The organism is Paracoccus ravus (assembly GCF_004522175.1).
Classification (GTDB): Bacteria; Pseudomonadota; Alphaproteobacteria; order Rhodobacterales; family Rhodobacteraceae; genus Paracoccus; species Paracoccus ravus.
On record NZ_SDEB01000019.1, the window covers coordinates 43,760 to 55,475 of the forward strand.

Here is an 11,716-nt window from a genome sequence, read left to right on the forward strand (position 1 = left end):
GGCATGTCAGCCGAAGAACTGACCGAACACGCGCATCCCGTCGCCGTGCCCGGCTGGCTTGCCGCCCTTTGCCGGCTTTTTGCCGGCATCGGGGGCGTGACTTTGCTTGCGATGATGGTGATGACCGTGACCAGCATCCTGCTGCGCGGCGTGACCGGGCGTCCGATCCCAGGAGATTTCGAGCTGGTCGAGGTGGGCAGCGCGATCGCGATCTTCTGCTTCCTGCCTTGGTGCCAGATCAATGGTGGCAATGTGCTGGTTGATTTCTTTACACAAAAGACGAGTTCGCGCGTCAATCATCTGCTCGAGGCAATCGGGGATCTGCTTTACCTGCTGATCGCCGCGCTTCTGCTCTGGCGGCTGTTCCACGGCGCGGCCGAGATGCGGCAATATGGCGAACAGACCATGGTGCTGCGGCTGCCGATCTGGACCAGCTTTGTCATCATTCTGCCCGCCATGGCGTTGCTGGTCGCCAGTTGCACAGCCACATTGGCCGGCCATCTGAAAGGGGCACGGGCATGACGGGGATCACGGCCGGGCTGACCGGCTTTGCGGTGCTGCTGGGCCTCATGGCGCTGCGCATCCCGATTGGCGTCGCAATGCTGTCCGTGGGGATCGGGGGCTATGCGCTTTATACCGGGGCAATGCCGCTTCTGGCGTTTCTGAAGACCTCGACCTATTACCAATTCTCGACCTATTCGCTTTCGGTCATCCCGCTTTTCGTGCTGATGGGCGAGTTCGCGACCAAGGCTGGCATGAGCAGCGCGCTCTACCGCACAGCGGCCGCCTTTCTGGGCCATCGCAAGGGCGGGCTGGCAATGGCCTCCATCGGAGGATGTGCCGCCTTTGGCGCGATCTGCGGCAGCTCGCTTGCGACCGCGGCCACGATGGGCCAGGTCGCCCTGCCCGAGATGCGCCGCTACAACTATTCCGGCGCGCTCTCGACCGGGGCCTTGGCCGCAGGCGGGACATTGGGCATCCTGATCCCACCCTCGGTCATCCTCGTGCTTTACGCGCTGATGGCCGAACAGAGCATCGCCAAGATGTTCGTGGCCGCGATGGTCCCCGGCGTGCTGGCCGCGATCGGCTACATGATCGCCGTGGCCATCTATGTCCGCCTTCGGCCCGAGGAGGGTCCCGCCGGCCCCCGCCTGCCTTGGAGCGAACGCCTCGCCGCGCTGCGCGAAACCTGGTCGATCATCCTGATCTTTGCCCTTGTCATCATCGGCATGTATCGCGGCTGGTTCACCCCGACCGAGGCCGCCGCGGTGGGCGCGTTCGGAGCGGGCGTGCTGGCGATCTTTCATGGCGGCATGCGTCTCTCGGGGCTGATGGCCTGCCTGCGCGGCACGGCTCAGACCTCGGCCATGATCTTTCTGATCATGCTGGGGGCCGAGATGTTCAACGCCTTCCTCGCACAGACCCAGACGCCCATGCTGGCGGCGCAGGCGATCCAGAATGCGGGGCTGTCTCCGATGCTGGTGCTGGGCGCGATCCTGCTCCTTTACCTGGCGCTTGGCTGCGTCATGGATTCGATGTCGATGCTCTTGCTGACCATTCCGATCTTCTATCCGATCATCGGCGGGCTCGATTTCGGCATGGACCGGGAATCCACGCTGATCTGGTTCGGCATCCTTGCCGTGGTGGTGGTCGAAGTCGGGCTGATCACCCCTCCGGTCGGAATGAATGTCTTTGTGATCAACGGGATGGCAAAGGATGTTCCGATGATCGAAAGCTTCCGCGGCGTCTTGCCCTTCCTGATTTCTGATATCGTCCGGATCTTGCTGCTGATCGCTTTCCCGGTGGTCAGCCTGGCTCTGGTCAATCTGCTGGGCTAGTTCCGCGCGGCCTGAATTTCGGCCGCGATTTCCGCCACGAGTTGCCTGAACCATTGGCTCGCCGGGTCCTGATGATGCCGGCGATGCCAACTCAGATAGATCGAGAGGCCGGGCAGTTCGAAAGGAAGCTCGCCCGCCTCGACCGTCGCCTCGACCGCCGGTTCGGGCGCGCGGGCCAGCAGGCTCGGAACCACGGAAACAAGATCGGTCGCCCGCACGATCGACGGCAAAAGCAGGAAATTCGGCACGCTGACCGCGACGTCCCGGCTGCGCCCCAATTGGCGCAGCGCCTGGGTGACGCCGTCCAGGATACTGCCATCCTCGATCACAGCGACAGCGTGGCGGCTGGCGCAGAATTGGTCCAGGTTCGGAGGCCCGGAAATCAGCGGATGCCCCGGCCGCCAGATGACCTGGAAAGTTTCGTCCAGAAGATGGCGCGCGGGAAAGCTCTGCGGCGCGCGATCCGCCCCGGTCAGGGCGAAATCGATTTCGCCCCGCTCCATCCCCTCGGCCAGCCGCAGGATCGTGGGCGGCAACGCCTCGACCGTGATGCCGGGGGCTTTCGCCGCAAGGACCGGCATGATCCGCGGCAAGAGCAGGAAATGCGCCAGATCGGAACAGGCGATCCGGATATGGCGGTGGTCATTCGCCGGGTCAAAGCCGGGGGCCGCAGCGACCAGTGCGCGCAGATCCGCGATCGCCGCGTTCAGAGCGGGATGAATGGCCGCCGCCCGGCTGGTCGGAACCATGCCGTGGGAATGGCCGACCAGAAGCTCATCGCCGAACATGGTCCGCAGCCGGGCAAGCTGCGCAGACATTGCGGGTTGGCTGATGCCCAACCGCCTTGCAGCCGCTGTCACGCTGCGCTCGCTTAGCAGCACGTCCAGCGACACCAGCAGACCCAGATCCTTGCCGTGGAAATCCATCAGGCTTATGGCAGCTATTCCTGTGATCGATTTGCAGCATGGCCGCGCCCGCTCCATCTGTCCAGAGACAGTTCGACAGATGGAGAAATCAGATGAATAAGATCCTGGCCCTGACTTTGGCCGCCTCGCTCGCCCCCTTTGCCGCCTCGGCGGCGGAGGTCACGCTCGCGGCCCCGATGCATGGGGCTACCCTTCAGGGCGAAGCGGCCGATATGTCGGTCTATTATCTGACCGATGACAGCCAGGCGTTCCATGTCGTTGCCGTTTATGCCGACAAGGCCGCGCCGGGCGAGCGCCACCAGATCATGATGCAGATGAATGACGGCGATGCTGTCCGCTTTGCCCTGCCGCACCATCCGGCCGAGCTCTACAGCTTTGCCCGAAATGGCGAGAATATTACAGTGAAGAGCGAGCCTGCGCCGTTCCGGCCTGTCGGCAAAGCCAGCTGATCATCCTGGCGGGGGATCAATGCTGCGGCCGGAGGTAGAGCCAAAGCGCCGAAAGGAGAAGCGTCCCGATCCCTACGAAACTGTAAAGTGCAAGGGCGTGGCCAAAGCTCATCCCGCAGGCCATTCCTATGGCCGAGGCGGACAGGGCCACGACCACGCCAAGGATCACGGCGGGCATGATCGAAATCTCCGGCATGGGTTCTGGCTCATCAAGGTCGCTCAGGAACGGGAATGCTGTCTTAGGCAGTCATCCGGTCAATTGGCAAGGCGCAATTTTGTTCCCTCGCTGCCATTGAATTTTCTGTGTTGGCCCATGATTCAGGGAAATATTGGCATTCGCCCAGATCCCTCATAATGTGGCCCAAATCCGTTTTCGCATCGCATGAGGATCAATCTTGAACTATCGAAACGCCCCGTCGACATGGCCAATCGGGGGAGGCGTCGCGGGGGATCTGATCCGCCGTCTGGACTGGTCCGAGACCTCCTTGGGTCCGATCGAGGATTGGCCCCAGAACCTTCGGGTCAAGGTCAACTCGCTTGTCAATTCCCCGATTCCTCAGGTCCTGATGTGGGGACCGGATCATGTGATGATCTATAATGACGGCTATATCGACATTGCCGGCAGCAATCATCCCCGTGCTCTGGGCGGCCGGGTCGATGAGATCTGGCCCGAGATCTGGGACTGGAACCAACGCATCCTGATCGAGGGGTTCAAGGGCGAGGTTCAATCCTTCCGCGAACAATCCATGACGCTAATGCGTCACGGTCGGGCCGAGGACGTGGTCTTCGACCTGTTCTATACGCCGATCCACAGTACCGACGGCCTGCGGGTCGATGGGGTGCTTTGCACCGTCCTCGACATCACCGAGGCCGTCGCGGCCCGCCGGGATCTGGCCGAAAGCCAGGCCGAGTTGCAGATCCTGACGGATTCCGTGCCCGCCCTGATTGGGTTCTTCGACTCGAGCCTGACCTACCGCCTCGCCAATGAGCGCTATCTGGACGTGTTCGGCGTCCGTCCCGATCAGGTCATCGGCCGCCACAAGCGCGACATCGTCGGCGAGGAATATTTCCGAGCGCGGGCCACGATCCTCAAACGCGCGCTTTCCGGCGAGACGCAGATCTTCGATGCCGCGATCAGGCTCCCCAGCGGCGAGACGCGCACATTCGAAGTGCGCTACATCCCGCGCCTTGGGCCGGACAAAGAGGTCAGCGGCATCTTTGTCCTGATGGTCGATATCGAGGACCGCATGCGCACCGAACGCGCCCTGCGCGAAAGCAACCAGCGCTTTGCCGCGGCGGTCGGCGCAGTTCATGGCGTCTTGTGGACCACCGATCCCGACGGCGTGATGCGGGGCGAACAGCTTGGCTGGACCGGGCTGACAGGCCAGCAGCCCGAAGAATTCGGGGGGACCGGTTGGCTCGACGCCATTCATCCCGAGGACCGTGCGCTGTCTCTAGAAACCTGGCGGGCGTCGGTCGCAACCGGAAACACCTATATCAACGAACATCGCATTCGCCGACGCGATGGGGAATGGCGCAATTTTGCGATCCGCGCCGTGCCCAGCTTTGACGAGCGGGGGCAGGTCCGGGAATGGGTCGGCGTCCATACCGACATTACCGAGCAGCGAAAGGCCGAGGCGCTCCTGCGCGAGCGCGCCCAGGATCTGGAACGGCAGGTCCGGCAGCGCGAAGCCGCCGAAGAGCAGTTGCGACAGATGAACGAGGGTCTGGAAAGCCGGGTCGAGGCCGAGGTCGCCCGCCGCCACCGCGCCGAGAATGCGCTGCATCAGGCGCAAAAGATGGAATCGATCGGCCAGCTGACCGGTGGCGTGGCGCATGATTTCAACAATTTGCTGCAAGTCGTATCGGGCAATCTTCACCTGCTGGCCGAGGATGTCGCGGGCAATGCCCGCGCCAGCGAAAGGGTGACGCATGCGCTTGCCGGCGTTCAGCGCGGCGCGAAGCTCGCCAGCCAGCTTCTGGCTTTTGGCCGGCGGCAGGCGCTGGAGCCGCGTGTCATCAATATCGGCCGGCTGATTGCCGGGATGGATGACCTCTTGCGGCATTCGCTGGGCGAGATGATCGAGATCGCGCTGGAGCAGCCGGACGATCTGTGGAACAGCTGCGCCGATCCGGCCCAGGTGGAAAACGTCCTGCTCAATCTTGCCATCAACGCCCGTGACGCCATGTCGGGGGCCGGCCGACTGACCATCACCCTTGCGAATACCCGGATCGAACTTGACGAGACGGGGGATGATCCGGAAATGGTCGCGGGCGAATATGTCATGCTCGCGATCTCCGATACCGGCTCGGGCATGTCGCCCGAAATCCTCGAAAAGGTCTTCGAGCCCTTCTTTTCGACCAAGCCCGAGGGCAAGGGCAGCGGCCTTGGCCTGTCGATGGTCTATGGCTTTGTCCGGCAGTCGGGCGGCCATGTCGCGATCGAAAGCACGCAAGGATCGGGCACCGTGGTCCGGGTCTTCCTGCCCCGGGCAATGGGCGAGGCCGAGGCCGATACGACCCTTGGCAGCGGCCTGATCGAAAACGGCACGGAAACCATCCTCGTCGTCGAGGATGACGAAGCCGTGCGCCGGACCGTCGTCGATCTGCTCTCGGGGCTTGGCTATCGGCTTTTGACCGCCAAGGATCCCGAAGCGGGTCTTGCCATTGTCGAGAGCGGCACGCCGATCGACGTGATCTTTACCGATGTTGTGATGCCCGGCGCCATGACCAGCCGCCAGATGGTCAGCCGCGCGCGCGAGATCCTGCCCGACATCGCCGTGCTCTACACCTCGGGCTATGTCGAGGATTCCATGGTCCATGACGGCAAGCTTGATCCGGACGTAACCTTGCTGGCCAAGCCCTATTCCCGCGAGACCCTGGCCCGCCGACTGCGGCAGGTCATCAATGCCCGGCCGGAGAGCCCGAGCAGCCGCAGATCCCTGAACATCCTGCTTGCAGAAGACGATTTTCTGATCCGCGCAGATACCGCGATGACGCTCGAGGACCTGGGCCACAGCGTCAGTCAGGCGGCCAATGCCAAACAGGCGCTGGATGCCTTGGCGAGCGGGGATTTCGACCTCCTGCTGACCGATCTGGGCCTGCCGGACACCTCAGGCGACATTCTGGCCTGGCAGGCCTTGCAGGCGCGGCCCGATCTGGCCCTGATCTTCGCCACCGGACAGAGCCGCCTGCCCGAGGGATCTCCAGAGCGCGCGGTGCTGCTGACCAAGCCCTATGCCGAGGTCCAGATCCGTCAGGCCATCGCCGCCGCCGTCGCACGCCGCCCGAGCTAGCGCAGCAGGCCGCGGATCTCGGACTGCATCCGCAGGAGTTGCGGCAGAAAACGGTTCTGCAACTCCTGCGGCGTGGCATGGGCTGCGGCAAGGCCGACATTCAGCGCGGCGACCACGAGGCCGCGCGAATTCAGCAAGGGAACGGCGATCGACCGCAGACCGATCTCTACTTCCTGGTCGATGATGGCAAATCCGTCGCGCCGGACGCGGGCGAGTTCATCGATCAGGCTTTCCGCCGTGAATCGCGTATAGGGCGTTCGCTGCGCGAAAGGTGCCTGCGCCAGAAATGCGCTCAATTCGGCCGGGTTCAGCGCCGCCAGCATCACCCGCCCCATCGAGGTGCAATAGGCTGGCAGGCGCGAGCCGGGCATTAGAGCGATGGACATCACCCGGCGCTGCGCCGCGCGGGCGACATAGACGATCTCGACCCCGTCCAGCACCGAAACCGACGAGCTTTCCGCGATCTCTTCCGACAGGCGGTCGAGATTGGGTTGCACGATCTGCGGCAGCGGCATGGTGGCGAGGCAGGCGGTGCCGAGCCGCAGGATGCGTGGGGTCAGGGTAAAGAACTTGCCGTCGTAATCGGCATAGCCGTGATGCGCGAGCGTCAGCAGGCAGCGCCGCGCCGTCGCCCGGTCCAGTCCCGATGCCGCCGAGACCTCGGCGATGGATTGGCGCGGATGCTCGGCGGTGAAGGTCTCGATCACCGAAAGCCCCTTGGCGAGGCCGCCCATGATGTCGCGTTCATTGATACTCATGCCGGGCCTTCGTGCGATATGTGAACAAATGCATCATATCGCACAAACCGCATGGACGGAAGTCCCGCCTTTTGTGTAGGTCAAGCCTGCAAACATGCGGCCCGTCCGCAGAGGAGGAAGAATGGACAAGACGCTTCCCGATCTTGCCGCCGCCGTGGCGGGGATCGAAGACGGAATGACGGTGATGATCGGCGGCTTCGGCGGCTCGGGCGCGCCGATCGAACTGATCCACGCCCTGATCGACCGCTATCTCGCGACCGGCCACCCGAAGAACCTGACGGTCGTGAACAACAACGCGGGCAATGGCCATGTCGGTCTGGCCGCGCTGATCGAGCAGGGCATGGTCGCGAAGCTGATCTGTTCCTTCCCGCGCTCGGCCGATCCGCGCGTCTTCACCGAGCTTTACCTTGCCGGAAAAATCGAATTGGAACTGGTCCCGCAGGGCACCTTGGCCGAGCGCATCCGCGCCGGCGGCGCGGGCATCCCGGCCTTCTACACGCCGACGAGCTACGGCACCGACCTCGCCAAGGGCAAACCCGTCGAGGAATTCGAGGGTCGCGCCTATGTGCAGGAACGCTGGCTCAAGGCCGATTATGCGCTGGTCAAGGCCGATCAGGGCGACAAGCTTGGCAACCTGACCTACCGCATGGCCGCGCGGAACTTTGGCCCCTTGATGTGCATGGCCGCACAGACCGCCATCGTGCAGGTCAGCGAATTGGTCGAGCCGGGCGCGATTGATCCGGAAACCGTCGTCACCCCCGGCATCTTCGTGCAGGGCCTCGTCGAGGTGTCGAATCCCGCGCAGGAAGAAGACCTGAACCGCGCCAATGCCGCCTATCCGGAGGTCGCAGCATGACCAAGCTTTCCTCGACCCAGATCGCTTGGCGCGCGGCGCAGGACATCACCGATGGGGCCTATGTGAACCTCGGCATCGGCTTCCCCGAGATGGTGGCAAAATTCCAGCCTCCGGGCCGTCAGGCGATCTTCCACACCGAGAATGGCATCCTCGGCTTTGGCGAGGCCCCTGCCCCCGGCACCGAAGACTGGGACCTGATCAACGCGGGCAAGAAGGCCGTGACGATCAAGCCCGGCACCGCCTTTTTCCACCATGCCGACAGCTTTGCCATGGTGCGCGGCGGGCATCTGGATGTCGCGATCCTTGGTGCTTATGAGGTCGCCGAAAACGGAGATCTCGCGAACTGGTCTACCGGCCCCAAGGGCGTTCCGGCGGTCGGCGGCGCGATGGATCTGGTCCATGGCGCAAAACGCGTGGCCGTCATCACAGATCACGTCACCAAGGACGGCAAGCCGAAGCTGGTGCAGCAATGCTCGCTGCCACTGACCGGCGTCGGCTGCGTGACGCGGGTCTATACCTCGCTGGCGGTGGTGGACATTCAGGACGGCCATTTCGTCCTGCGCGAAAAGCTCGCCTCGATGTCCTTCGACGAATTGCAATCCCTGACGGGCGCGACCCTGCATCGGGACGGCGACGTGGCCGACCTGACCGTGCCGGAGCTTTGAGATGACCGAAGTCTATATCTGCGACTATATCCGCACCCCCATCGGCCGCTTCGGCGGCGCGCTGTCCGCCGTCCGGGCCGATGATCTGGGCGCGGTCCCGCTGCGCGCCTTGATGGAGCGCAATGCAGGCGTCGATTGGGCCGCCGTCGATGACGTGATCTATGGCTGCGCCAATCAGGCAGGCGAGGACAACCGCAATGTCGCCCGCATGTCGGCGCTGCTGGCGGGCCTGCCGATCGAGGTCTCGGGGACGACGATCAACCGCCTCTGCGGCTCGGGCATGGATGCGATTATCGCCGCCGCCCGTGCCATCAAGGCGGGCGAGGCCGAGCTGATGATCGCGGGCGGCGTCGAGTCCATGTCGCGCGCGCCCTTCGTCATGCCCAAGGCCGAGACGGCCTTTTCTCGCCATGCCGAGATCCATGACACGACCATCGGCTGGCGCTTCATCAACCCGTTGATGAAAAAGCAGTACGGCGTCGATTCCATGCCGCAGACCGGGCAGAACGTCGCGGATGATTTCGGCATCTCGCGCGAGGATCAGGATGCGATGGCGCTGGCCTCTCAGGCCAAGGCTGCTGCGGCGCAGGAGAATGGGCGTCTGGCGCAGGAGATCACCCCGGTGACCATCCCGCAGCGCAAGGGCGATCCGCTGACCATCACCCGCGACGAACATCCCCGCGCGACCTCGGTCGAGGCCTTGGCCAAGCTGAAGCCGCTCTTCGAGGGTGGCTCGGTCACGGCCGGGAATGCCTCGGGCGTCAATGACGGGGCGGCGGCGCTGATCCTTGCCAGCGAAGCGGCGGCGAAGAAATATGGCCTGACCCCGATTGCCCGCGTGCTGGGCGGCGCGACGGCGGGCGTGCCGCCCCGCATCATGGGGATCGGCCCCGCCCCCGCCTCGCAAAAGCTGATGGCGCGGCTGGGGCTGACGCAGTCCGATTTCGACGTGATCGAGTTGAACGAGGCCTTTGCCTCGCAGGGCCTCGCCACTTTGCGCCAACTCGGCATTGCCGATGACGACGCGCGCGTGAACCGCAATGGCGGGGCCATCGCTCTGGGGCATCCCTTGGGCATGTCCGGCGCACGCATCACCGGGACGGCGGCGCTGGAGATGCAGTTGAACGGTGCCAAGCGCTCGCTATCGACCATGTGCATCGGCGTCGGCCAAGGCATCGCGATCACGCTCGAACGCGTCTGACAGACCTGCCGGGGGCCGTGACGGGCCCCCGGGACCACCATGTCCATCCGGTCGGCCATGGCGTAAACTGGGTCTCGTGATGAAAAGGAGACCCCCTTGACCAGCCCCCAGAACCTGCCGCTGATCTCGGTGATTGCCACCGGAGGAACCATCGCCAGCCGCAAGGACGCGGCGGGGGCGGCCAGTCCCAGCCTGACAGGACAGGATCTCTTGGACATCCTGCCGCCCCTGCCCGTCCATCTGCGCGCGGTCGAACTGCTGGCGATGGATTCATCCTGCCTGACGCTGAGGGACATGCAACGGATCAGCGATGCCGTCGCAGCGGAACTGGCCGATCCCCATGTCGCAGGGGTCGTTGTCCTTCACGGAACCGATGCGATGGAGGAAAGCGCGCTGCTCGTCCAGCTGCAGCTGGCACCGGAAAAGCCGGTGATCTTTACCGGAGCGCAATTCTCGGCCGATAGCGATGCGCCCGACGGGCCGGGGAATCTGGCCGATGCGATCCGCGAGGCGCTGGGGCCGAAAGGGGTGCAGCTTGCCTTTGGCGGCCGGCGGCTTCCGGCCTGGGGGCTTTACAAGGCGGCCTCGGATCAGGCCGACGCCTTTCGCCGCGCGACCCAGTCCGAGGCCGGGGACCTGCCGCCTTTGCCCGCCCCTGTCGGCGATCGGCGCATCGACTTGGTGGCACTGCATCCCGGCGCGGATGCGCTGCATCTGCTGGCCAGCATCGAGGCAGAGGCCGCGGGGATCATTCTGGTGGCGCTTGGTTCGGGCAATGCCACGCCCACCATTGCCGAAGCCGTCGCCAAGGCGGTCGCGGCAGGCATTCCGGTCGTCACCAGCAGCCGTGTCCCCGAGGGGCGGCTTGCGCCGGCCTATGGCGGCGGCGGCGGCGGGCATGATCTGATGCGGGCGGGCGCAATCCATTCGACCTGGCTTCGCCCCGGTCAAGCCCGGATCCTGCTTGCCCTGCTGCTGGCAAATGGCTGTTCCCGCGACCAGATCGCCCGAGCGTTTTCCTGATCCCGCGACGCTCAGCGCAGCCCAAAGACCCGTTCGATCGGCTCATCGGCCCCAAGGCGGCTGATCCATTCTGCTTCCAGCGCCAGCTTGGCCTCGGCCAGGTCGATCAGCTCGGCGGCCCGCGCGGGAGAAAGCGCGGCCAGGCCATCGGCATCGCCCAGCACGAGATCTCCGGCCGCGATCTGGCAGCCGCCGATGGTGACCCGCTGGTTCACCTGCTTTCCCTGTGCGCCGACGGGTCCCAGAGGATTGACATGGCGCGCATAGACCGGGAAATCCGCCAATCCCGCCAGGGCGGCGCTGTCGCGGACCGCGCCGTCGCACACGATGCCGCTGGCACCGATGCGATGCAGGTGACCGCCCAGGATCTCGCCGATCACGGCCCATGCGGCCGAGGCCCCGGCGTCGATCATCAGGACGTCGCCGGGCTCGATCAGGGCAATCGCGCGCAAGACCGCGCCGAAATCGGGCACGTCGCAGCGCGCCGTGACCGCGCGGCCGAACAGGGCAGGCTGCAGTCCCGCCGGGCGCAGCGGGCGGATCGCGATGTCGATCTGGCATTCCGGTGCAAGATCGACCAGCACCGCGACGGGAACACGCCGCCAGCGGCCGAGCAGGGCAGGATCGATTGCCGGGATCGGCGCGGGCTGGGGCAAATCGGACATCGCTGGTTTCCTCGTCAAATGCTGAGGGCCCGAGATTGC

Annotated in this window: 12 protein-coding genes; 8 read left to right on the forward strand and 4 right to left on the reverse strand. The window is 64.7% G+C overall.

The window, feature by feature from the left end:
• Nucleotides 1-3 precede the first annotated feature (3 nt).
• Nucleotides 4-522, forward strand: a complete 519-nt coding sequence (locus ESZ60_RS14835) for a TRAP transporter small permease (protein WP_134681512.1) — start codon at nt 4-6, stop codon at nt 520-522.
• Nucleotides 519-1,838 (forward strand): TRAP transporter large permease, encoded by a 1,320-nt coding sequence (locus tag ESZ60_RS14840; RefSeq protein WP_134681513.1) that lies wholly within the window; start codon nt 519-521, stop codon nt 1,836-1,838. Before ESZ60_RS14835 ends, ESZ60_RS14840 begins: the two co-directional genes overlap by 4 nt.
• Here the strand turns inward: ESZ60_RS14840 and ESZ60_RS14845 are convergent.
• Entirely contained in the window at nt 1,835-2,764 is a 930-nt protein-coding gene (locus ESZ60_RS14845; protein WP_167620173.1) for a LysR family transcriptional regulator, read from the reverse strand. The genes ESZ60_RS14840 and ESZ60_RS14845 overlap by 4 nt on opposite strands.
• Before the next feature lie 92 nt (nt 2,765-2,856).
• Between ESZ60_RS14845 and ESZ60_RS14850 the strand changes: the two genes are divergently transcribed.
• Nucleotides 2,857-3,213: a hypothetical protein gene (locus tag ESZ60_RS14850; protein WP_134681515.1), complete on the forward strand. Its 357-nt coding sequence runs from the start codon at nt 2,857-2,859 to the stop codon at nt 3,211-3,213.
• A gap of 16 nt (nt 3,214-3,229) precedes the next feature.
• Here ESZ60_RS14850 and ESZ60_RS14855 read toward each other — a convergent pair whose 3' ends face one another.
• The gene (locus ESZ60_RS14855) at nt 3,230-3,409 is read right to left on the reverse strand and encodes a hypothetical protein (protein WP_134681516.1); all 180 of its coding nucleotides are present in this window, start codon (nt 3,407-3,409) and stop codon (nt 3,230-3,232) included.
• Nucleotides 3,410-3,608: 199 nt separating this feature from the next.
• Between ESZ60_RS14855 and ESZ60_RS14860 the strand changes: the two genes are divergently transcribed.
• Entirely contained in the window at nt 3,609-6,509 is a 2,901-nt protein-coding gene (locus ESZ60_RS14860; protein WP_209021311.1) for a PAS domain-containing protein, read from the forward strand.
• Here ESZ60_RS14860 and ESZ60_RS14865 read toward each other — a convergent pair.
• The gene (locus ESZ60_RS14865; protein ID WP_134681518.1) at nt 6,506-7,267 is read right to left on the reverse strand and encodes an IclR family transcriptional regulator; all 762 of its coding nucleotides are present in this window, start codon (nt 7,265-7,267) and stop codon (nt 6,506-6,508) included. The two genes, ESZ60_RS14860 and ESZ60_RS14865, sit on opposite strands and share 4 nt — an antisense overlap.
• Before the next feature lie 121 nt (nt 7,268-7,388).
• Here ESZ60_RS14865 and ESZ60_RS14870 point away from each other — a divergent pair, with 121 nt between their 5' ends.
• The 4 genes from ESZ60_RS14870 (at nt 7,389) to ESZ60_RS14885 (ending at nt 11,012) form a co-directional block, all read left to right on the forward strand.
• Nucleotides 7,389-8,123, forward strand: a complete 735-nt coding sequence (locus ESZ60_RS14870) for a 3-oxoacid CoA-transferase subunit A (protein ID WP_134681519.1) — start codon at nt 7,389-7,391, stop codon at nt 8,121-8,123.
• Nucleotides 8,120-8,788, forward strand: coding sequence for a 3-oxoacid CoA-transferase subunit B (locus ESZ60_RS14875; RefSeq protein WP_134681520.1), 669 nt, complete (start codon nt 8,120-8,122; stop codon nt 8,786-8,788). The genes ESZ60_RS14870 and ESZ60_RS14875 overlap by 4 nt, the downstream gene beginning before the upstream one ends.
• Before the next feature lies 1 nt (nt 8,789).
• Nucleotides 8,790-9,989, forward strand: a complete 1,200-nt coding sequence (pcaF, locus tag ESZ60_RS14880; protein ID WP_134681521.1) for a 3-oxoadipyl-CoA thiolase — start codon at nt 8,790-8,792, stop codon at nt 9,987-9,989.
• 96 nt (nt 9,990-10,085) lie between these two features.
• Complete coding sequence (locus ESZ60_RS14885) at nt 10,086-11,012, forward strand: asparaginase (RefSeq protein ID WP_209021312.1); 927 nt, start codon at nt 10,086-10,088, stop codon at nt 11,010-11,012.
• A gap of 11 nt (nt 11,013-11,023) precedes the next feature.
• On the opposite strand, the gene ESZ60_RS14890 is transcribed toward ESZ60_RS14885, so the two are convergent.
• Nucleotides 11,024-11,677 (reverse strand): RraA family protein, encoded by a 654-nt coding sequence (locus ESZ60_RS14890; protein WP_134681522.1) that lies wholly within the window; start codon nt 11,675-11,677, stop codon nt 11,024-11,026.
• Nucleotides 11,678-11,716: the final 39 nt, after the last annotated feature.

Excerpts from the sequence above, each read along its gene's own strand:
- ESZ60_RS14875 (WP_134681520.1), top strand. The coding sequence starts at position 8,120 with ATGACCAAGCTTTCCTCGACCCAGATCGCTTGGCGCGCGGCGCAGGAC.
- ESZ60_RS14865 (WP_134681518.1), bottom strand. The coding sequence starts at position 7,267 with ATGAGTATCAATGAACGCGACATCATGGGCGGCCTCGCCAAGGGGCTT.
- ESZ60_RS14890 (WP_134681522.1), bottom strand. The coding sequence starts at position 11,677 with ATGTCCGATTTGCCCCAGCCCGCGCCGATCCCGGCAATCGATCCTGCC.
- ESZ60_RS14840 (WP_134681513.1), top strand. The coding sequence starts at position 519 with ATGACGGGGATCACGGCCGGGCTGACCGGCTTTGCGGTGCTGCTGGGC.
- ESZ60_RS14835 (WP_134681512.1), top strand. The coding sequence starts at position 4 with ATGTCAGCCGAAGAACTGACCGAACACGCGCATCCCGTCGCCGTGCCC.
- ESZ60_RS14850 (WP_134681515.1), top strand. The coding sequence starts at position 2,857 with ATGAATAAGATCCTGGCCCTGACTTTGGCCGCCTCGCTCGCCCCCTTT.
- pcaF (WP_134681521.1), top strand. The coding sequence starts at position 8,790 with ATGACCGAAGTCTATATCTGCGACTATATCCGCACCCCCATCGGCCGC.
- ESZ60_RS14855 (WP_134681516.1), bottom strand. The coding sequence starts at position 3,409 with ATGCCGGAGATTTCGATCATGCCCGCCGTGATCCTTGGCGTGGTCGTG.
- ESZ60_RS14845 (WP_167620173.1), bottom strand. The coding sequence starts at position 2,764 with ATGGATTTCCACGGCAAGGATCTGGGTCTGCTGGTGTCGCTGGACGTG.
- ESZ60_RS14870 (WP_134681519.1), top strand. The coding sequence starts at position 7,389 with ATGGACAAGACGCTTCCCGATCTTGCCGCCGCCGTGGCGGGGATCGAA.